The following is a 20,896-nucleotide window of genomic DNA, read 5'->3' on the forward strand; positions in this document are numbered from 1 at the left end:
TTAAATGAAAATTATCTCGATCAATTTTTATGGCGATCGGAAAATTGAATATCGAGCCGCTAGTCAGACGATGTCGGGTGCGTTGACGGTTCGGAGGCATGTCGGTCGCCAGGAATACCGCTGATTCTCGGATTGGCATCTCCGAGCCGGCATACCGTATCGATACGCTGGTAGCCGGTCGTTTGCGAATGACCGGTGCGAACCGGAATGTCGTATTTAATCGTGCATCGGGCTTCAGGTGTACTAGCCCAACGTACTGAAAGTTCGCCGTGGTCTTGTATGCCGCGAACGAGAATCTTGCTTGCCTGCCCGACAACTCCGACAAGATTACCTTCCGCATCAAGTACGTTCGCACCAAAGGGCAGCGCCTCGCCGTTTGACTGCATCGCTCGAATGACTGCCGAGCGGCCCGTGTTCGTCTCATACCTGAGCATGACGATCGAACCGGCGCGGGGGGCGACTTGTTGACTGGTAGTTTTCAGCTCAACGTCGGTAGAGAGTCCTTGCGGGTCAACGTCAACCGAATTCAAGCTATAAGGTGTGAGGTACGGCACGACAGCGTATCCGCGACTGTCGAGTTTTACGCCGGACGCATTGAGCACACGTGCGCCGCCCGCTCCCTTCGCCTCGATAATGCCGATCGTTTCCGACAACGGTTGGGACAGCGTGATGCCGCCGGGATGTGCCACGATCGCACCACGTACGCCGATCGATACCTGCGAGCTGTCACCATTCGAGCCTGCACTGGCAGAGACGTCGGCGAGACGACCGCGGTACAGCACATTCGCGCTACCGGCCGTATTCCGCATACTGTCGCTTGCACTGTGATTGACGCTGACACCATATGACAAATTGCGATCCACGCCGAGGGAGCCAGACAGCATCGACTGGACCTGCGTACGGCCGTCGGTATCGTACGAGACACTCGAAGTTGCCGTAACAGGATAGGTACGGCCGAGCGGAATCGTGAGGCTCAAATAGTAAAGCGTGCTTTGTCGACCGAACGCCATTTGCTGCCGCGTTGCCTGAAGGCTCACGCCCACGTTACGGAATGTGTTGCTGTAGCCGACTGAAAAATTGATATCCGACCCGCGCTGATTCCAGTAATTGACGGTTGAGGCTGTCAGCGACAAGTGGCCGCCGCGTTGTCCGAGTTGCTGACCGAGCGTGACCTGTGCGCGATTGCGCGGACGTATTACGCTGTCGATGCCGACCTGCCCGGAGGTTACGGCATCGCGCGCCTGCATCGCGGCGCTCAGATCGAGGAACCCCCCTGTCGAATAGCGGTACGCTGCGATAGAGATGTCCGTGCCGATTTGCGGCAGGTTCTTCGAATAGCTGACACGGGCACTGCCGCCGGTCATCCGACCGAATCCGGGTACGGTCGTGGTTGACTGGGTATAGTCGGCGCCGAATGCGCCGACCGAGGTCGTGAGTACACCGCCCGCGATCGCCGAGCCGTAACCCGCTGCGAACGTCGCGCCCACATATCCCGTCAATGCGTTCGTGAATCCTCGTTGCCAGGTTCCCTGCGCGAACAGTGGATTGCCGGAAAGCTGCAAATCACGAAGCGTGCCTGCGGTCACGCTATAGCGACTGATCCCGGGGCGCAACGACATCGGTACCGACGCATACGGCACCTTGAACGAATGTACGCTGCCGTCCGCCTCGGTTATCTGGACAGTCAAATCGCCGCCGTAGCCCGTGGCATACAGGTCATTGATCTCGAATGCACCGGGTGCGACCGTCGTGTCATAGATCGTTGCACTGTTTTGTGTAATCCTAACCTTTGCGTTACTGTTGGCTACACCTCGTATCGTCGGCGCGTACCCACGCAGCGAGTCCGGAAGCATCCGGTCATCGGTCGCAAGCCGAATACCGCGAAAGCCGACCGAGTCGAACAACTCACCCGTCGTATACGACTCACCTGCGACCAGTTGCGAGGAGAGTCGCGCCACATCGCGCTGCACGTAGGTGTTGAGGCTTTGATACTGCGACCGCCCCTGCGAATCCCAACCATACGAGCCGTTGTGTCGAAAGTGCCATGCGCCGAGATTCACGCCCCCGTTCAGGCCAAGGTAACCTTGGGTCTGAGTACCGGCTCCGCTGTTGTTGTATGCATAGATGTTTGCGTCATAGCCGGCAAACGCACCGTTTACACCAGCGTCCCATAATTCTTCGGGTACGTATCCGCGCGGATTTCGATCCAGTGACGCTTGCTGAATGGTAAGGGCGAGACGCTGTTCACCAAAATCGAAGGCGGCGGTTGCGCCTTCGACGATTCGGTCAATCGGCAAACATGCGTCTGGAACGCTCAGCGTTTCCTGAGTTGCTGGAGCGAGTTTCGCTAGACTGACGCCGATACGAGCCAGCAAAGATTTGTCGAAGCACGCGTGTGCGTCTACACCGTGCCATCCTTCCGGGACATCGAACCGAACATCAGCGCGACCGCTCCAGCTGTCATTGACATAAATATCGACGCTGTACGTACCGGGCAACACCGCGTTGCCTTTCTCAAAGCGAGTCAAATCGGTTGTCGCACTGCTACCCGACGGAAAGAATCGTTTGTCGAATTTCACCTGGGCGACCGCGAACGGTTCGCCGCCCGATTCGGTGATCGATGCAGTGGCATCATGGAAAGGCAGCGCCGACAACATGGCCGCGCAGAGCGGTCGGAGGCACAGTGCCTTACGCCGAATGTCGGATTGGATGATGTTCATATCGTGTTGCACAACTAATCGATTGTCACGCCCCCGGTGCGGGCGTGAAAGATCAACCGGAGCACGGCTGCGTCGTCCGGATTCTCGAGTGAATTGGAAATAATCGGCGGATTGGAGCCGTATCGAATCCGCAGCGCCTGACGGTCAGTCGATCCGTCGAAGATCAGCGATGAGTCTGCGTATCGAGTTGGGCCGTGCCCGGTAGCCCGGCACCATAGTCGTTGATCGACAAATAGTCGACTTCAGCGTCGACATCCGGCTTCTGCCCGAGTTTTTCGATGGGAAACGTTTCAGACGCCAGCGGTGCAATGTAACCAGATCCCGCACTATAGTTGCCAGTGGGTGTCTTCAACTTGACTTCACCGAGATTGACGAAGTACGGCGTAGGATTTTTTCCCTTCAACGCATAGCCGTGCCCGCTCGGGTCGCGAACGACGGACCATTTGACCTTTCCCGGCGCATCGAGCGGATCACCGGGCAGTCCTTTCGGGCGAAACATTACCTTGATCCGCGTACGAAATGCGAGTTGCAAGCGGTTTTCGCCAGCGGCATCATCGGTCGCCTCCGGCGGGACTTCAAGGACATTCAGCCAGAAGAGCGTTTCCCGATCGAGTGCGAGTGGCTCCTTTGTATAGATCAGTCGAATCGCCTGACCTTTCTTTGCGTCAAGGCGAAACATTGTCGGTGTCAGCATGAACGGCACGTCGATCTTGTCAGGTGATGCCCGAGGATCTCCTTTGTCGAGCCACGTCTGAATGAGTGCCGGCCGCGTTCCGGCGTTCTTCAATTTGACTGTGACTTCGCGTTCGCTGCCCGGGAAAATGACTCGAGTGTTGTCTATTACGACGCTAGCATGTGCACAAATTGTTGATGAGCCTACACATATCAGCATCGAGTATATGAGGTTTATCAATGATTTTTTCATCTTAATTTCTATAACCTCATCGGATAATTATATTTTCTGTGAAGGTTTTTCGAGTGAAAATCGACATGATGGGATTGCACGGAACGGCCGCCGAGTCTCTGGCGGCCGCTCGCTTGTACGCTTACTGGTACGTGATCGTGTAGTTCACGCGCGATTTCGCTGCACCAGCCGTGGCGCTACCGAGCGATTGGTACTGTGCATAGAACTGCAGATCCGCTTTGCCGGCACTGATGTTGACCTTGTCGACGTTCTGCGAGCCGATCGGGGACGATGCGTTGATCTTGTCGTAGTTGCTGTTGAGCAGAGCGATTTCGACGTTCGTCGCACCGCCTGCGTCCAGCTTCAGGTTGCCGGTCGTCGGGTTGACCGTCGCACCCGGTTCGAGGTATGCGCTGACGATTCCGGTTGTCGGTTGACATTCGGTCAGCGAAAGCTTGAAGGGCTGTCGGCCGGCCCACGAGCCAGCGTTAGTCAGGGTATTGGTGGAGACGGACGGCAGCGTCACAGTGAAGTCTTTGGTGCCGCCATTGATCTTGCAGGTTGCCGACGTCAACGAACCGGAAAACTCGATCAGGCCATCCGCCGCTTGGGCGATGGACGAAAACGAAGCAAGTGCCGCGACAGTTGCAAGCGTCGATACGAGTGCTTTATTCATATTTACCTATCTTTTAAAAGTTTGGGAGGTTGAGATTATCGAAATATCGCAAAAAAAATCGTTAACTAAAATTAAGCATCTCGATTTGATGGGTGACATTTCGAGGGGAATTTTCGCGCATCTTTAAAATTCAGCATATACGTCGTAGTATTAAATGCTGGTTAATTTGTATAGGACCGGTACGAAATCTATTGTGTGAAATTGTGAGATAAATAGATGGCAAAAACTGTTAAATGCCGGTTTTGGCTCTGTTTGAATTAGGGGGGGCGGATGCATCGGGATCACTCTCGTGCACGCATCCGTACGCCAGCAAGATCAACCGACCCGCACGCCGAATCGTTTCTGGCGGGTGCGCGATGCTGATCCGCGTGACGTCCATCGCGTGCACCGCATCGTTGACCAGCCGCTCGCGCTCGACCTCTAGGTGGCTGGTCGCCTCGTCGAGTACGAGAATCTCAGGCTTGCGAGAGGGCATGTAGAACGCGTGCACGAGCAGCACGCGCGGGCACTGACTGTCCGACGGCGACGAACCCATGTCGCCACTGATCGCTAATTAGCATGACGGCGATATCGTCGTGGACCTGCGCGAGTCGCGCAGCTTCCTCGATGTGTGTCTGGTCGGGCCGTGTGCCGTCGCGCCTTTAGTCGGCAATCCGGGCAGCATCGAAGATCGTTAGTGTGATGGTGGTCGACACGCTATGCCGGCGAACGGCGGCCGTGTACGGCGCGTTCGGTTGATCCCGCTTTGTGTAGTTTCCATCAACCAGTGCGCGCGGCTGAAATGCCGGTGTCGAATTTCCGCGCGGCGTCGATTCCGCGTCGAGCAGATCCGCGGCCGGCGACGGATGCGCGACGGAAACCGGTATGAACTCGACCTCCAGTTGAATCAAATGTTTCACATTCATTTTGTTTGCGTGTACGACGATCGAGAGGTGTGTTTGTATGTGGCCGCTACATGTACGTCGATCATGTGGAATATTGTGCGCGGGTTCGCATATCCGGGGCTCAATTGATTATCGCGTCAGATTGGCCTGGTAAATACCGGAATGGGTATTGGGCCGGTCGGCGGAAGTGTTGAATTTTCGATCGTTGAAAAAGACTATGATGCAGTGACGTTGCGGGAAAACTAGTGTATGAAATCTGAGCATCTATCGGAGCCGGCGTCGTGCTGCCATTCGCGCTGCACGACGAACTATGCATTCACTTGTTTGGATTTGGTGGCGACGAGATTGTTATTCGTACTTGTACGATGCATAAATATGTAGATTTGGTACGTGTCGCATTCATCGTGCCTCGTTGGTGCCATAGCATGTTCACCATCGTCTATGGTCAGCCGTGCAAGTACGCGTGCTGAAACTTCTATCGCCGGAGGCATGTCGTGCCCGAAATAAAAAATACCCTGTCTGTGAGATCGTTAAAAATATCATCGCTAGCGAGCGCAATCGCTCGGCGAACGTTGTCGCGTCGAAGCATCAAGGCGAAATCACGTACTGGAATCAATGCGAGGTACTTGCCAGGGATTTTGTTGATGGTCGGTGCATTTTTTCCATGGGAAGCGCACAGTACTGAGACGATAACGGCATTTGGTGGTGGCCGAATAGCTGCGCCTTCGAACACGCCATCCGGCACCATTCTGGCTCGTCACTACATTACGCCACAAGCGTTTTGTGGAAAAAGCGTTTGCGAAGTGACGTACGCTATCTTGAACCCGAAAGGGGGGCTTCTCACGAGCGGGGGACCGGATCTCGAGACAACGGTCGACGGTCTATCGACCCGACTATTGTTGGATGGCGTGCCACTGACTTCGACGACACGGATGTCCGTGCAGAACACGCTTGAAGTCCAGTTATTCAGGGACAGCAGAACTCCGAAGAATGGCGAGATAAGGCCGGGGCCTTTCAGGAGTTATTTTCAAATCACGTACAAAACCGGAATAATTTCATCGGATACTACGCTTATATCGTTTTCGGCTGATGTTAATTTCATCAACGGAACATGTTCAGTCCCGAATCAAACTGTCAATCTGCCGGATGTGTCTCGAACGAGCTTTCGGGGTATCGGCTCGACGGCCGGAGTCCGGCCTTTTTCGCTTCGGCTGACGAACTGTCCGGCGGGTTATAACCGGGTCGGGTATCAGGTGGTGCCACTGGACGGCAGCGTAGGCAACCGTCCCGGATGGTTGAAACTGCGGCCCGAATCGACTGCGAGCGGAATTGGAGTCAAGTTGACCGATGCGAAAACCGACCTGCCGCTGCCGTTCTATTTTTCGATCGCGACCCCTTACAACGGTAGCGCAGCGCCGTTGGTCGACATTCCGTTGAATGCTGCGTATGTGCAGACAGCGGAAACGGTCACAGGTGGAACGGTGCGGGCAGGTGCGCTTGTACTACTCGATTACCAGTAGCAAGCTCTCGTCCGTCGCGACATGGCGCGATGTTCATGGAGCGGGGCGTGTGGTTTCAACCGGCCCACCGTGGCCGTCTGTAACTTCGATGTGCGCATGCATCGCGAATGTTCCATGCGAACTCCGTTAGGCGTAGTGCCCCTCTGAATGCTCGGCGGGGCGCGCAATGCAGCACCATCCGAACCGGCCGGGCGCGTCATGCGATCCGATTGACGGGGAGCGTGACAGCCGCGCCCTCAGTTGCCGCCTTGTATCTTCAAAAGATGCGGGGACCGACAATCTACTCGGACACACTAGTCATTTCGCTTATCAGGGGCGGGGCGATCGGAGTAGTGTGCATCCATCCGAGATAGATTTTCTATATTCATTTCAAATTCCATTGGGTAACAAGATTGTCGATCGATTAATTTTCAATCATTAATCGATTTTGGCGATTTGCTTTCGTTCAGATTTGACGCGTCGACATGCGGTAGGTTGAGTCTGCGTACTTCATGTATCCCTGCGTCATTCTGTCGCGTCTGTCCCCGCGATTCAAATGATAGGACTCTATCGAAGAAATCGCCCGTCAGCGCAGTGCAGTCTTTGGAATTAGTACAAGTACGATGCGATGGCAGATAACATTCGTTCACGTCAAATATTCATGTTTTCGCCTGATCTGGATAATTGTTCTTGAAATGTGATTCGCAATGTTTGGATTGTGAATTCAATTTCCAAGAGCGGTTTATTCAGATTGCTTAACTATATTTGAGGTAATCACATGCAAAAGAAAATCAACGTCGCACGCATCGTTCAGGGTCTGGCAGCAGTGGGCATCATCGCGTCGATGTCTCCCGCGATGGCGGCTGACGGTGAAATCGCGTTCAACGGTAAGGTGCTGTCGACCACCTGTTCGATCGGTGCGGGCGGCGGTGCGACGGGCAGCAAAAACATGACCGTGAAACTGCCGAGCGTTTCCGCAAGCACGCTTACGACTGCCGGCAATGTGGCGGGCCGCACGCCGTTCTCGATCGTGCTGAGCGGGTGCACGGGTGACTCGACGAAGGTTTCGACCGTGTTCGAGCCCGGCGACACGATCGACGCTGCTAGCGGCCGCCTGAATCTCGTCTCGGCTGGCGCGGAAGACACGGTCGCGAAGAATGTCCAGATCAATCTGCTGAACGACAAGCAGGCGCCGATCGTGGCGGGTGCTGCGGGCGGGCAGCAGAACTCGCAGGCCGTGACGCTGACCGACGGCGGCGCAACGCTGAATTACTTCGCGGAATACTACGCCACCGGCAAGTCGGTCGCCGGTTCGGCAAACACGCGTGTGCAGTACTCGCTCGATTACCAGTAACCCGTTACTGGGCCGCTTGGCGCAATGCCGGGCGGCAATCCTCCAATCCTCACGTCGGCCGCCTCCACACGGAGTGATCGTCGGCGCCAAATTCCAACGGAAGACCTATGAACTGGAAGCTACCGAAGGCGACGGCCGCATTTGCATTATTGGCAACGTTATGGATGGGCAGTGCGCAAGCCAGCGTCGTCATCACCGGAACGCGCGTGATCTTTCCTGGCGAAAGCCGTGAGGTGACCGTGCGCCTGATGAACGATGGCACTGCGCCCGCGCTCGTTCAGGCATGGATCGACACCGGCAACGAGAAGGAAACGCCCGAGCAGATTTCGGTGCCGTTCGTGCTCACGCCGGCAATGTTCCGGCTCGATGCCGGAAAAGGACAATCGCTGCGCCTGATCCAGACGCAGGAATCGCTGCCTGCGGATCGAGAGTCGCTGTTCTGGCTCAACGTGCTTGAAATTCCGCCGAAAGCGAGTGCGGGGGATTCCGCGAACAAGGTTCAACTCGCGTTCCGTTCAAGAATCAAGGTGATGTATCGCCCGAGCGGTCTGGCCGGGCACCCGGAGGCGGCAGCGGATCAATTGAAGTGGACGCTTGCGCGCCAGTCGGGCGGCAACGGATATGCGTTGAAGGCCTCGAACCCGTCGCCGTACGTCGTGAATCTCGGCGAGCTCGATATCAACGTAGGCGGCCAAAAGCACGAACTGAAACCGAGCTTCGTGCGGCCGGGTGAGACGAAGGAGTTTCCGCTTCCGTCGGGTGCGGCCGAGCCTGCAAGCGCCGTTGTCGACTATAGCTACATCGACGATTGGGGCACCATCAAGCCGATCAAACAAGTCAAGGTCGGAGGCGGGGCACACGACTGATCGACCGCGTTGCCCGACGTAGTAATGGCTTGCGCGATGGGTCGATGCCGAAGGCCGGTAGCTCTTTCAGAGTCCATTCGGCAGCATTGATCGATATTGGGAGATTTTTTCTGCGGAGTAATTCGCCGATAAATTCGCATAACGAAATAAATAACAATCGACCATGAACCTACATCTCAAAACGAACGAAAGCGTGCTCCGCATGCCACGTCAGAATGTACTCTATTCGATGGTGCTGTCCGCGCTTGCCGGCTGGACGGTCCACGCGGATGGCGCATCCGTACATTCGGACGCGCATGCCGAATCGCAAGCGGTCGCTACGCAAGTGGCGAGCGTGGAGTTCGACAGTGGGTTCTTGTCCCGCGAGGCCCGCGGGCAGGTCGACGTGTCACGGTTTGAAAAAGGAAATACGACCACGCCAGGTACGTATGGCGTTGACGTCTATGTGAACGAAAACCTCGTCACGACGATGCAGGTCACATTCCGCGCGTCGGCGCAATCGGTTGACGCGCAGCCGTGCTTCGACGAAGCACAGCTGGAATCGATCGGTGTCGATATGGAGCGGCTCGCGCCAAACGTGCTGTCGAAGCTGCGCGACGAACGTGCATGCGTCGAAGTGGATGATGCAATTCCCGACGCACGTGCGGCGTTTGAATTTGGTGAACAGCGTCTGCGCCTCAGCATCCCGCAAACGGCGCTGCGTCGCAGCCCGCGCGGCTACGTGAGTCCCGAGCGATGGGACGACGGTGTGACGGCCGGCATGTTGAATTACAACGCGAACGTGTACAGCCGTCGCGGCAGCGGTGGCCCGACGCTTACGCAGGGTTATGTCGGTCTGACGGGCGGCGTCAACGTCGGCGCTTGGCGTTTTCGTCACGAGGGCTCGTATAGCTGGTCGACGGGCGGTGGCGCCCAGTATCAGGACATCGCAACCTATGCGCGCCGCGACCTCACCGCGCTCAAATCGCAGCTCACCGTCGGCGAATCGTATACGTCGGGCGAACTGTTCGATTCGACGCAATTCCGCGGCGTGCAGCTTGCGTCGGACGACCGGATGCTGCCGGACTCGGTGCGCGGTTTTGCGCCCGTCGTGCGGGGTGTGGCGAACAGCAACGCGAAGGTGAGAATCAGTCAGAACGGCTTGACGATCTATGAGACGACGGTCGCTCCGGGCGCGTTCGAAATCGACGACCTGTATCCGACCGGCTATGGTGGCGACCTGATCGTGCAAGTGACGGAAGCCGATGGCTCGGTCCATCAGTTCAGCGTGCCGTATGCGGCCGTGCCGATGTCGTTGCGGCCGGGTATTCACCGCTACAGTTTCGTTGCGGGTACGGTGCGTGACACGCAAAGCGACAGCAATCCGCTGTTCATGCAGGCGACGTGGCAGCAGGGCCTGACAAACATGGTGACGGCATACACTGGCGCGACTGTCGCGCAAGGGTACTTGTCCGGCATGATCGGCGTCGCGCTCAACACGCGATTCGGCGCGTTCGGCTTCGACGTCACGCAGGCGAGCACATCAGTGCCGGGTGTGAAACGCTTCAGTGGCACCAGCGCGCGTGTCAGTTACGCGAAGTCGATCACGCAGACGCAGACCGACGTCGCGCTGGCAGCATACCGCTACTCGACGAACGGCTTTTTCGGGCTGAACGACGCGATGCTCACGCGTGACCGCATCGCGAACGGCGGTCACGTCGATTCGGTTGCGCGGCAGCGCAGTCGTACGTCGGTGACGATCAACCAGGCGCTCGGCGAACGCGGGGGGCGACTCGGGCTCACGGCATCCGCGACGAATTACTGGAACCGCGGCGGCACCGACGTCACCTATTCGGCGACGTACTCGAACACGTTCAAGCGCATTACCTACGGTGTGTCGGTGCTGCGCCAGCAGAACAGCATGGGCCGCAGCGACACGCAGTACTACGTGAGCGCGACGATCCCGCTCGGCCGCAAGTCGCCGGTGACGGCCACGACGAGCTTCTCGCACAGCACGAGCGGCCAGAATCAGGCGCTCGCGACGGTCTCGGGTTCCGCAGGCCGTGACGACAACATGTCGTACAGCGTCACCGCGAACCGGGCGTCGGGCAATGGCAGCTCGAGCAACGACGGCAGCGGCAGCATCGTCTATCGCGGCGCGCTGGGCGAACTGTCGGCGACGGCCGGCGCAGGATCGGGCTACCAGCAAGGCTCCGTCGGCATCCGGGGCGGTGTGGTCGCGCATCGCGGCGGGATCACGCTGTCGCAGCCGCTGTCGGAAACCTTCGCGATCGTCAAGGCAGATGACGCGGCCGGCGCACGCGTGTTGAACTCGCCGGGCGCGCGCGTCGACGGGCGTGGCTATGCGATCGTGCCGTTCCTGACGCCGTATTCGCTCAATTCGGTCGAACTCGACCCGGAAGGGCTGTCGACGGACGTCGAGTTGAAGGCGACCACGCAGCAGATCGCACCGCGCGCGGGCGCCGTGCCGCTGATCGAATTCTCGACGGCGTCGGGCAAGTCGGCCGTGATCGACGCTCGGCTCAGCGACGGCAGCGCACTGCCGTTCGGTGCGGCCGTCGTCAATGCGCAGGGCACCGAAGTCGGCGTCGTCGGTCAGGGCAGCCGGATCTTCGCACGCGGACTCGATGACCAAGGCACGTTGACGGTGCGTTGGAGCGATGCGAGCGACCAGGTGTGTTCGCTCAAATACATGCTGCCGGTTGCAAAGCACGGCGCGGCCGCGCGTGGCGTGCGACAGCTTTATTCGACATGTGTCGCCGGCAAGTAATGCTTGAAGCGCAACACCTGATATTCGATGCGGGCGCGTGAAGATCGGACGAGGCACATGACAACGCGGGGAACGTTCGTCCGTATCGTTCGGCAGGCCACGTTGTCACGCGCCGTGGAGGCGCGTTCGCCGGCTCTCGTATGTCATGCCCGCAATCAGTGTCGATGCGCTAGCCCACTCGGTAGGTGAAGTTGTTCCTACGTTATTCACGATCCGCCACCTTCCATTCAGAGGATCAAATGTAGCTATTCATCCACGGGACGGCACGAGCGCGTTCGTCGGTCGAATCGCCGAACGCAATACGTGCCCGACATCATCAAGGAAACGAATCATGAAGGAATTCTTCTTGCGCGTGATGGTGGCCGACGATCATCCGGCCGCGGCACTCGGGATTTCGCAAGCGTTTCAGGGAAGCAGCACGATCGAACTCGTGGGAACCGTTTCCAGCTCGACTGAATTGGTCGCGGCGCTTGATGAGGAGCCAAGCGACGTGCTTGTGCTCGATTACGTGATGCCGGGTGGCAAGTACGGCGACGGGCTCGCGCTGCTGTCGTTTCTGCAGCGTCGGTATCCGGCCCTGCGCATCGTGACGATCACGATGCTCGACACCCCCACCATCCTGCGCGCGATTCGAAACCAGGGCGTGAGCGGTATTCTGAGCAAGTCGGATGCGATATCGCACATCATCGGCGCCGTGCACGCAGCCTATGTGGGCGCGCATTACGAATCGCCGTTCATCAAGAGTCTGCTCAATGACGACGGGGATGTCGAGCCTGTCGCCCGGCCGTTGTCTTCTCGCGAGATCGAGGTGGTGCGTCTTTTCTGTGCGGGGAATACGGTGGGCGCGATCGCCGCGCAGCTTCATCGCAGCAAGCAGACCATCAGTTCGCAAAAGACGAGTGCAATGAAGAAGCTCGGCATCACGCGCGAGGTCGATCTGATCCGTTATGCCGATGCTGTAATATTCGCGGATTCGCCCGCGTCGAGCACCCCGCACAAAGAGGAATAACGGGCGCGGATCGCGCGCGATCGCATGAAGCTCGCGCGATACCATTGACTCGCTCACCTATCGCGTATTGGGCCAGGGCGGATGAAGCAGGATCCGCACGAATGGCCGGCTGGCAGTACGCGACGATTGCCCCACATGAAGCGCATGCAAGAGAAACTGAAACGACACGGCGCGCGAATTGCGGCCGCGGGTCGAAAGCCATTCGAACCGGACCGAGTCCGGCGTCAACAGCAAACGCTGTTGTATGGCAGCGGCGTGGCGATCACGGTTTTCATCCTGGCGTGCGTCGTGCTGATAGCGCGACTCGAAGTGCTTGGCTACTTCTCGCAGGTGCGCGGGGAGTTTCTGAAGCGCGAGGCGCAACTGCATGCCGAATTGATGTCGACGCAATCGTTGTTCGGCCAATTCGTCAACACGGCGCAGGGGCGGTGGATGGCTGCTGAGCCGGTCCCGAACGAGGTACTGCAGAGTTTTATCGTTGACCAGGGGCGCATGGTTGGATATCGGCGCGGTCATCCCTGGTTTGTCGGGATGGCCCATATTACGCCTGAGTATCCGGCGAGCCGGTATGCGCGCTATCTTGCGTTGGCGTTACCTCAGGTCAAAATCACGGTAAACCAGACTTCGGACGAGAAAGGTCGATCCGGTTACCTGGTCGCAACCAACGATGAATATCTCAGCATATTCAATATCGAGCTTGTCGAACGTGCACTCGCCCTGCCGCCTGGATTCTCGTTGAAGTCGTTGATGCAGCAAGTTGCGCCGTCGAATACGAGTTTTGCAGCGGGGCATCAGGAAGCCGTGCGTGACAATGCCGTCCTGCTCGAGAACCACTTCGATCCGCTGCTAGGACGTCGCGTGCTGCGATTTGCCCGGCGTCTGTACGACGGCAAAGGGCAGCAGTTCGCCTGGGCGATCATGAACTGTCGCGCGCAGGTCGGCGACATTCTTGCATCGCAGTCCGGCGACGATCATTACGCATTGGTCGATACGCACGCCAATGTATTGGCCGGTGCTGCGCCAGGCCGCGAGATGATAGCCACGGCGATCGGCCACGCGCGCGCCCCGTATGGCGATCACGTGAGCGCGCGCCGCGTTGGCACCAGTTTCGTCATGGGGGACTACATGCCCGGGTCCGATCTCGTGATGATCGCGACGTTCTCGTGGCGAAGCGTTGCGGCGGCCGTTTTCAAGACCGTCAGTCTGACGGCCGGAATTGCGTTGATTGCGATTTCGCTTCTCTGGATCGGGATCATCCGCTTCGACCTGAGGGCATTGCGTCCTGCGAACCGCCGCGCGATTCGCTTGATCGAAAGCGAGGCGCTCAACCGCACGCTGATTCGTTCGGCGCCTGCCGGAATCATCTTGTTGTCGTTGGCCGACGGCGAGACGATGATGCGCAACGATGCCGTTCTTCCGTATGAAGACACACGTTCGGGTTTGCCGCTCGGCAAGCGAATCTGGCGCGCGTATCAGGATGGCATGCAAACGCCCGATGCACCGCGCTTCATGATGCGGGAGCTGGCCGTCGAGCTGGCCGGCCAGGAGGCGGTCTATCTTGCCGTGAACATCGTGCGAACGCGATATCGCGGCGTCGATGTACTGCTTTGCACGTTGGTCGACATAACCGCCCGAAAGCAGATGGAGGAAAAGCTCCGCGAGGCGCGTGAGGCGGCCGACTATGCAAACAAGGCGAAGTCGACGTTTCTTGCGACGATGAGTCACGAGATCCGTACGCCGCTCAACGCGATCGTCGGCAACCTTGAGTTGATGGAGCGCGCCGAGATAACCGCGCCGTTGCGGCGCCGGCTCGGGACGATCATGTCGTCGTCGGACGCGTTGCTGCGTGTGATCAACGACGTGCTCGACTTGTCGAAGGCCGAATCGAACCAGATGGTGCTGGAGCATATCGCCTTCGACTTGCGCACGTTGTTGCGCGACGTCACCGCGATCTTCCAGCCGCTCGCCGAAGCGAAGCGTCTGGCACTCATATGCCGTCTTTCGCCGGAGCTGGCCGATGGCTACGTAGGCGACCCGGTGCGGCTGAGGCAGGTCGTCACGAACCTGGTCAGCAACGCGATCAAATTCACGGAGCACGGCACCGTGACGGTAGACGCGCGGCTCTCGCCGGTCGGTCTTGGAACCCGGCGTGTCGAGATTGTCGTCGGCGACACAGGGGTTGGCATTCCCGAGGAGAGCATGTCGACGCTGTTTGACGTTTATATTCAGGCCGATGCGTCGACATACCGGCGTTTCGGGGGCACCGGGCTCGGGTTGCCGCTGTGCAAACGTATCGTCGGGCTGATGGATGGCGAATTGTCCGTCGACAGTCGTCCCGGCGAAGGCTCGAATTTCGTTGTCGCATTACCGCTGCCGGATGCGCCGCGCGGCTGGTGTGCCGAGCAGTCGGATCTCGACACGCACCTTGCCCGGGCGCCCGGTTTCGGTCTGGACGATGCCCCGGCGACGGACGAAACCGTCAAGGCGCAACGCGCTGGCGGAGAGCCGGTGCGCGTGCTGGTAGCCGAGGATCATCCCGCGAGCCGCGCGCTGCTGCGCGATCAGCTTGATGCACTCGGTTACGACGCGACGATCGTGGCCAACGGGGTCGAGGCGATGCGGGCATATTTCGAGCAGCCGTACGATATCGTGTTGACCGACCTCGGGATGCCGGAACTCGATGGCTTTGCGCTCGCGAATTTTCTGCGAGAACAGGGTGCACGGGTGCCCGTGATTGCGATGACAGCCCATGCGACCGACGAAGATCGCCAGCGTTGCGAGAAGGCGGGCGCGGTGGAAGTCGTGCTGAAGCCGCTATCGATCGACGCACTCAATGCCGTGTTGCGCCGGCATGCGGGGCATGACATCGTTGCACCCGCATCGCAGGGAGACCCGGAACGCGAACTGAAAATAACCGACGAGATTCGCGAGACACTACTCGCATCGACGCAGCACTCGCTCGCGGCAATCGAGGCAGCGCTGACGAGCGGCGACTCTGAAACCATCCGGGTCGAGCTTCATTCGATGCGAGGCGGTTTCGCGCTGGTTCGTGATGCCGACGCACGGGATGCGTGCGCGCGCGCCGAGTCGACCTTGCGCGACGAGGGGTCCGACGCGCTCAAACGGATCTGGCCTTCGATCGAAGCGGCGGTCACGCTCGCGCTCAGGCGTCTGGCGAGTGGAGATGCGCAAGTTGATGCGCCATAGGCGCAACAGCGCGGATTGTGTGCGGGGCGTGTCGGCGGCGCGAGCGGTTCGGGTACTGCGCGCACCACCGAGCGAGGCGCGTTAGCGCTGCGACATGCCGAGATCGGCTTCCACTTCTTGCAGGTCGCGCGTCTTGTCGCGCAGCTTGTCCTGCTTCTTCGCGAGTTTTCGCTGCGCCTTTGCGATCCCTTTCGCATCTCCTGATGCCCGGGCTTCGCGCAGGCGTTCCTCTGCCTGACGGACATCGTCCCGTGCGCTGAGCACGTTACGCTGCTTGTCCCGCAGCTTGCGTTCGGTGCCGGCAACGTGGCCCGTGCCCTTGCAGTTCGCTTCGACATGCGCGAGCGCAGCCTGCTTGCCGATCACCTGGTGCGTATTGCCGTACCGCTTCGCTTTGTCGATTTGCGCCTGGATCGCCTGGATCCGCGCGTCACAATGACGCGTGCCCGCAGTCGCATGAGTGCTGGCGAGCAGGACGAATGGAACGGTGGCGGCAATCAGGATCTTCTTCATGAGCAATTTCGCGGGTGTGTCATGGATGAGGGGCGGCGTACGTATCGCCGTTTGTGGGCCTGGCCGGTCACGTCGATGCGACGGAATGGTGGCCGAGTGACATGAGGGACGTCATTAGAACGGCAATCTTCGAGGTGGTAAATCGGACGCGTCCGGAATTGTTTAATTATTAAATTTACAAATTTCGAATTCGTCTCATGGTGCCAACCCTCTAAAAATTCTAAGATGAATTTTCTGTTGGTGTTGGGCGTGCGCCCCCTCACGACGCGTCGTTCGATAGCTTTCGCTAAGGTCTGGAAAGCTATCGATGTCATGATTCGTCGTGTTTTTGTTGTGTCGAGTTCCAGGAGTCCGCAACGTGCAAAGTCCGAACCCCGTAGAAAGCGGCGGCGTCCCGGGAGGCCCGCCGGTCATCGGCGGCGCCACCCGTACACACGGGCAATCACCGGGCGTCACGGTCGGCTGGAATATCGTGGTGGGCAATTCGGCCGGCGCTGGCAGAGCTCCGGTCATTGAATGGATGCAAGCTTCAGCTCAATCGGAAAAGCCAATTGATGGTGCGATAAGCGCAAGTAATCGGACGGTGTCGGCCCACATGGAGGTGAGCCCAATCCGGAGGAGATATTTCTGTGCGAGATAAAAAGAAAATATTAACTTTATTGCTCGACTTTGCATCACTTCCTGATAAATCAAGAAGGGATTTCCTTACGGAAATGAACGAGTACTTGATGATGTCGCATGTTCAGAGGCGACATGCAATTGATGCGTGGGAGCAAGGCGGCAGGGCGTGTGATGTGTCGCCGAATCAACAATCCCATTGACCCGGTATCCGGTCACGAGAATCGTTTGATGCCTTCGGCAGTGTGGTGAGCAATCGGCGCTGATCGACGCGGTTGCTCATGGTCGACCGCTCGCGCTCGATACATTCCACATGCCGCACATGCGCAGCCACGCGCTGATCGATTTCACACGATATGCGAAGCAGGCCATTGAATAATGGCAGCCCTTATCGTCGTTGATCTTGAGCGACATATCGCCAGTTATGCAAGGTGTCGAACTGTAGCGTCGTATGCAGAACGATGATTCGACATGCATGATGTGCACCGCAAAGCCCACGAGCGTGCCGCACTTTCATGTGCGGCATCGCTGTCCCGTCAGTCGCTCAGTCCTTCGCGACGACGTCGATCCGCAGCGCTTCGCCACCGGCGACGATCGCAAGCAGCCGATCGACGTTCGGATGCGCGCCCGGACGATTGCGTGCATCGGCCGTATGCTCGGCGAACACGGCGAGTCCGTGCTCGGCGGCCTTCGCATCGAGCGTGCCGAATGCCTGCTTCAGATAGTTGTACACCGCGAGCGAGCCCTGCTTGCCCGGTTGGTTCTCGATGCTGGCGGCCACCTCGCCGTTTGTACCGACGAGATCGATGCGGGCGATGCCGTCGATGGCCGGCAGTTGAGCGAGGTTGTCCTTGAATACTGCGGTCGGTTGAATCACTGAAAACACTCCGTCGGTTCGATAAAAGGCAGGGCGGCCAGTATCTTATCCGATCGGGCGCGGCGAGCCCGCCCGCGTGGCCGAGCCGGATGTGCGCCATGCGAGCGCCGCGCAGGCGAGCTGCACGGTGCTGCCAACCATCATCGCGATCCGTAACCCGGCTGCGCCCCCGCCGCACGCATCGTACAACGCGCCCAGCACGGCCACGCCGAATACCGCGCCGATCATCCGCATGACGTTCATCAGCGAAGCGGCCGTGCCTGCGCGGGCCGCGTCGACCGCACCGACGGCCGTCGCGGCGAGCGATCCGACGGCGAGCCCGAGCCCGGTGCCCGTGAGCGCCAGGCCCGTTTCCGCCCAGCCGAGCAGCGGCGCATGCGCGTCGGTCGATCCCGCCGCACCGATGCCGATCGCGGCGAGCCCGACGCCCATCAGCGCGACGCCGCCCGCACCGGCCGCGCGTCCGCCGAAGCGTGCGGCGACCGCGCCGGAGCCGAACGACACGAGCGCGAACAGCACGGACATCGGCAGCAGCGCGAGGCCCGCACCGGTTGCGTCGAGCACGTGGTGGCTCTGCCACGCGAGCGGCAGCACGAACAGCATCCCGTAGCCGCCGAACGTCATCGCGCCGTTGGCGATCAGCATCCCGCGAAACGGACGATTCGCGAACAGGTCGAGCGGCACGAGCGCGGCCGTGCCGAGACGCCGTTCGATGCGGGCGAACAGCGCGACTGCCACCGCTCCCGTTGCAGCCAGTAGCGCTGCGCGCGGTGCATCGTGGCGTGCGTCGATCGTTGCGAACACGACGCAGGCGATCGCGAACGCACCGAGCATCTGAGCAGCCGGATCGAAGCGGCGGCCGTGCGGGTCGGCCGATTCCGGTACGACGGCGGCAGCCAGCACGATCGCGGCGACGCCGAACGGGATCACGACCCAGAAGATGCTCTGCCAGCCGAATGCATGAATCAGGACGCCGCCGAGCGTCGGGCCGACGATCATCGCGATGCCGCCGCACGCGGCCCAGATGCCGAGCGCGCGCGAGCGCTCGGCCGGATCGCGCCAGATCACGCGGACGATCGCGAGCGACGCGGGAATCAGCAGGGCGGCGCCGGCCCCGGCGAGCGCGCGGCCCACGATCAGCACGCCGAGCGTCGGCGCGAGCGCGCATACGACCGACGCGCCGCTCAGCACGGCCGCACCGAGGATGAACGCGCGCCGTCTGCCGTACAGGTCGCCGACGAGGCCGCCCGTGAGCAGCAGCACCGCATACGCGAGGTTGTATGCGTCGATGACCCATTGCAGCGCGCCGACACGCGCACCGAACGCGGCGCCGATCGGCTGGGTCGCCAGATTGACGATCGCGGTGTCGATCTGGGCGATCAGCACGGCGATGCACAGGGCCGGCAGTACGAGGCGGTGTCGGGCGGGTTCGACGGCATCGGCTGCAATTGCCGTGCCGGTGGGCGCATTACGGATCGTCGGGTTCATCGGTGTTCTCCTGGGCGTTTCCCGTCGTGGTCGGTATTCGCCGGGGCTTCGACGCCGCTGGCGTACCGCCGTGCGTTGCACGAATGCGCTGGTGCGGCGAAACGACCGGACGCTCGCCGCTCGCGACCCACTCGTCGTAGAACGCGACCTTCGCGTCGATCAGTTCGAGCGCGTCGGTCCAGCGGCGGATGTTGTCCTGCACGCGAGCACGGTGCGCAGCCAGCAGTGCGCGCCGTTCGCGCAGCGATGCGGGGCCTTGTTTCACCAGCGTCGTGTACGCGCGCAGCTGCGCGATCGACATCCCCATGCAGCGCAGCCGTTCCATCAGGTCGAGCCAGCCGGCGTGATGCCGGCTGTAGCGCCGCCGGCCGGCCGCGTCGCGCTGTACTTGAGATTCGTACCAACGGATCGTGTGGATGCTGCGTCCCGTCGCGTGTGCGATCTCGCCGATCAGCAACGTGAGTGACTGCTCGCTTGCGTCGTCCGTGCCGACGCTGCGGGGTCGGTTCGTCATGTGCGCTCCTCGGGGTCATGTCGACCAGTGAACACCGTAGAGCACACTCCAGGTCAAGCATTGCCGAGCCGGCGGGCCGGGGCAATCGAGGGTCGGGTCGCATCGGGCCGTGCGTCGTGCTTCATTGCTGACCGGCGTCGACCAGCATGCGTGCATCGCGCGAGCGCTCGATGTCCGGGCTCCGATAGGCACGCTCGGGAATCTCGGCGAGCCGCGACGTGTGCACCTGATGCGGCGCGAGGCCGTAGAACTTCTGGAAGCTCATGATCAGCGGCGACCACTTGTCCGGGTCGATCCGGTCCGGATGGCCGTCCATCAGCAGGTCGGGATGCACGTGCACGCGCTGGATGCGCAATTCGAACAGGCGGATGTGGCCGCGCAGGTCGGGCGCTTCGTCACCGATCCCGTGCGTGGCCGCGACGACCGCTTCCATGTGCACCGGGCATTCGAGCGCGCGCGGCGGCGATACGGTTTGCGATGCCGCCTCGGTGAGCCCTGCCGTGCCGAACTTGTCGGATTCGTACACGTAGCCTTTCGCGCGCTTGCCGTCGGGCACCGGATACGTACCGGTCGTGCGCGCGATCCGGTCGACCGCGTGCGCTTGCGCCGGCGACGGCAGGTTCAGCACGCATTCGCCGGTCCGCAGCAGGTTGCGGGTGGTCTGCGAACTGGCGGCGATGCCGATGACGCCGCGCCAGCCGAGCCAGAACGCGGATGAGATCGGCGCGAGATTGGCCGTGTCGTCCGGGTTCAGCGTGCTGACCAGCACGACGGGCGTGCCGAAATAGAGGATGTTCGGTTCGGTGACACGATGCGGAGCGTTCATGGTCGGAGCCTTCGTTGACGGGATCAGTCCGCATGCTGATCCCGCTGCGGCGGCGCGGCGCTCCGAATCTTGTCGTGTCATTCGAAACGGCGCTTGCATGCGGCGGCCGCGTCGGTCCGGCCTGCCGGCATCGCGAGCGCTTTTCCGCTACAGTGAGAAATCGCACGCCGC

The 20,896-nt window shown here is 60.1% G+C and carries 16 protein-coding genes; 6 read left to right on the plus strand and 10 right to left on the minus strand.

Annotated elements, in window-relative coordinates; genetic code table 11:
* Positions 1-59: 59 nt before the first annotated feature.
* The 5 genes from BBJ41_RS29015 to BBJ41_RS29035 form a co-directional block, all read right to left on the minus strand.
* Positions 60-2,720, minus strand: coding sequence for a fimbria/pilus outer membrane usher protein (locus BBJ41_RS29015; protein ID WP_069749627.1), 2,661 nt, complete (start codon positions 2,718-2,720; stop codon positions 60-62).
* A gap of 163 nt (positions 2,721-2,883) precedes the next feature.
* Positions 2,884-3,645 (minus strand): fimbrial biogenesis chaperone, encoded by a 762-nt coding sequence (locus BBJ41_RS29020; protein WP_069749628.1) that lies wholly within the window; start codon positions 3,643-3,645, stop codon positions 2,884-2,886.
* A gap of 121 nt (positions 3,646-3,766) precedes the next feature.
* Positions 3,767-4,300, minus strand: a complete 534-nt coding sequence (locus BBJ41_RS29025; protein WP_069749629.1) for a fimbrial protein — start codon at positions 4,298-4,300, stop codon at positions 3,767-3,769.
* 229 nt (positions 4,301-4,529) lie between these two features.
* Complete coding sequence (locus BBJ41_RS29030; protein ID WP_069749630.1) at positions 4,530-4,835, minus strand: P-loop NTPase family protein; 306 nt, start codon at positions 4,833-4,835, stop codon at positions 4,530-4,532.
* A 106-nt stretch (positions 4,836-4,941) separates the two neighbouring features.
* Positions 4,942-5,205 (minus strand): hypothetical protein, encoded by a 264-nt coding sequence (locus BBJ41_RS29035; protein WP_069749631.1) that lies wholly within the window; start codon positions 5,203-5,205, stop codon positions 4,942-4,944.
* Positions 5,206-5,828: 623 nt separating this feature from the next.
* Between BBJ41_RS29035 and BBJ41_RS39750 the strand changes: the two genes are divergently transcribed.
* The 6 genes from BBJ41_RS39750 (at position 5,829) to BBJ41_RS29060 (ending at position 15,889) form a co-directional block, all read left to right on the plus strand.
* Positions 5,829-6,704, plus strand: coding sequence for a fimbrial protein (locus BBJ41_RS39750; RefSeq protein ID WP_083282002.1), 876 nt, complete (start codon positions 5,829-5,831; stop codon positions 6,702-6,704).
* A gap of 757 nt (positions 6,705-7,461) precedes the next feature.
* The gene (locus BBJ41_RS29040; RefSeq protein ID WP_069749632.1) at positions 7,462-8,037 is read left to right on the plus strand and encodes a fimbrial protein; all 576 of its coding nucleotides are present in this window, start codon (positions 7,462-7,464) and stop codon (positions 8,035-8,037) included.
* A gap of 107 nt (positions 8,038-8,144) precedes the next feature.
* A complete protein-coding gene (locus BBJ41_RS29045) occupies positions 8,145-8,903 on the plus strand; it encodes a fimbrial biogenesis chaperone (protein WP_083282003.1) in 759 nt (252 codons plus the stop codon).
* Positions 8,904-9,105: 202 nt separating this feature from the next.
* A complete protein-coding gene (locus BBJ41_RS29050) occupies positions 9,106-11,673 on the plus strand; it encodes a fimbria/pilus outer membrane usher protein (RefSeq protein ID WP_069750419.1) in 2,568 nt (855 codons plus the stop codon).
* A gap of 331 nt (positions 11,674-12,004) precedes the next feature.
* Positions 12,005-12,682 carry a response regulator gene (locus BBJ41_RS29055; protein ID WP_069749634.1) on the plus strand — a complete coding sequence of 226 codons (678 nt, stop codon included), beginning with the start codon at positions 12,005-12,007 and terminating at the stop codon, positions 12,680-12,682.
* A gap of 144 nt (positions 12,683-12,826) precedes the next feature.
* The gene (locus tag BBJ41_RS29060) at positions 12,827-15,889 is read left to right on the plus strand and encodes a hybrid sensor histidine kinase/response regulator (protein ID WP_069750420.1); all 3,063 of its coding nucleotides are present in this window, start codon (positions 12,827-12,829) and stop codon (positions 15,887-15,889) included.
* An 81-nt stretch (positions 15,890-15,970) separates the two neighbouring features.
* Here the strand turns inward: BBJ41_RS29060 and BBJ41_RS29065 are convergent, their stop codons facing one another.
* From BBJ41_RS29065 to BBJ41_RS29085, 5 genes are all read right to left on the minus strand, one after another.
* Entirely contained in the window at positions 15,971-16,402 is a 432-nt protein-coding gene (locus tag BBJ41_RS29065; RefSeq protein WP_069749635.1) for a DUF1090 domain-containing protein, read from the minus strand.
* A 1,162-nt stretch (positions 16,403-17,564) separates the two neighbouring features.
* Positions 17,565-17,897 (minus strand): DUF2322 family protein, encoded by a 333-nt coding sequence (locus tag BBJ41_RS29070; protein ID WP_069749636.1) that lies wholly within the window; start codon positions 17,895-17,897, stop codon positions 17,565-17,567.
* 45 nt (positions 17,898-17,942) lie between these two features.
* Positions 17,943-19,385, minus strand: coding sequence for an MFS transporter (locus tag BBJ41_RS29075; RefSeq protein ID WP_069749637.1), 1,443 nt, complete (start codon positions 19,383-19,385; stop codon positions 17,943-17,945).
* The gene (locus tag BBJ41_RS29080; protein WP_069749638.1) at positions 19,366-19,899 is read right to left on the minus strand and encodes a MerR family transcriptional regulator; all 534 of its coding nucleotides are present in this window, start codon (positions 19,897-19,899) and stop codon (positions 19,366-19,368) included. Before BBJ41_RS29080 ends, BBJ41_RS29075 begins: the two co-directional genes overlap by 20 nt.
* Before the next feature lie 121 nt (positions 19,900-20,020).
* Entirely contained in the window at positions 20,021-20,725 is a 705-nt protein-coding gene (locus BBJ41_RS29085; protein ID WP_069749639.1) for a flavin reductase family protein, read from the minus strand.
* Between the last annotated feature and the right edge of the window lie 171 nt (positions 20,726-20,896).

Origin of the sequence: Burkholderia stabilis (assembly GCF_001742165.1) — a bacterium.
GTDB classification, from domain to species: domain Bacteria; phylum Pseudomonadota; class Gammaproteobacteria; order Burkholderiales; family Burkholderiaceae; genus Burkholderia; species Burkholderia stabilis.

What these genes read in the sequence shown, in the direction of transcription:
- BBJ41_RS29015 (WP_069749627.1), bottom strand. Translation starts at nt 2,720, where the DNA reads ATGAACATCATCCAATCCGACATTCGGCGTAAGGCACTGTGCCTCCGA.
- BBJ41_RS29020 (WP_069749628.1), bottom strand. Translation starts at nt 3,645, where the DNA reads ATGAAAAAATCATTGATAAACCTCATATACTCGATGCTGATATGTGTA.
- BBJ41_RS29025 (WP_069749629.1), bottom strand. Translation starts at nt 4,300, where the DNA reads ATGAATAAAGCACTCGTATCGACGCTTGCAACTGTCGCGGCACTTGCT.
- BBJ41_RS29030 (WP_069749630.1), bottom strand. Translation starts at nt 4,835, where the DNA reads ATGGGTTCGTCGCCGTCGGACAGTCAGTGCCCGCGCGTGCTGCTCGTG.
- BBJ41_RS29035 (WP_069749631.1), bottom strand. Translation starts at nt 5,205, where the DNA reads ATGAATGTGAAACATTTGATTCAACTGGAGGTCGAGTTCATACCGGTT.
- BBJ41_RS39750 (WP_083282002.1), top strand. Translation starts at nt 5,829, where the DNA reads ATGGTCGGTGCATTTTTTCCATGGGAAGCGCACAGTACTGAGACGATA.
- BBJ41_RS29040 (WP_069749632.1), top strand. Translation starts at nt 7,462, where the DNA reads ATGCAAAAGAAAATCAACGTCGCACGCATCGTTCAGGGTCTGGCAGCA.
- BBJ41_RS29045 (WP_083282003.1), top strand. Translation starts at nt 8,145, where the DNA reads ATGAACTGGAAGCTACCGAAGGCGACGGCCGCATTTGCATTATTGGCA.
- BBJ41_RS29050 (WP_069750419.1), top strand. Translation starts at nt 9,106, where the DNA reads ATGCCACGTCAGAATGTACTCTATTCGATGGTGCTGTCCGCGCTTGCC.
- BBJ41_RS29055 (WP_069749634.1), top strand. Translation starts at nt 12,005, where the DNA reads ATGAAGGAATTCTTCTTGCGCGTGATGGTGGCCGACGATCATCCGGCC.
- BBJ41_RS29060 (WP_069750420.1), top strand. Translation starts at nt 12,827, where the DNA reads ATGCAAGAGAAACTGAAACGACACGGCGCGCGAATTGCGGCCGCGGGT.
- BBJ41_RS29065 (WP_069749635.1), bottom strand. Translation starts at nt 16,402, where the DNA reads ATGAAGAAGATCCTGATTGCCGCCACCGTTCCATTCGTCCTGCTCGCC.
- BBJ41_RS29075 (WP_069749637.1), bottom strand. Translation starts at nt 19,385, where the DNA reads ATGAACCCGACGATCCGTAATGCGCCCACCGGCACGGCAATTGCAGCC.
- BBJ41_RS29080 (WP_069749638.1), bottom strand. Translation starts at nt 19,899, where the DNA reads ATGACGAACCGACCCCGCAGCGTCGGCACGGACGACGCAAGCGAGCAG.
- BBJ41_RS29085 (WP_069749639.1), bottom strand. Translation starts at nt 20,725, where the DNA reads ATGAACGCTCCGCATCGTGTCACCGAACCGAACATCCTCTATTTCGGC.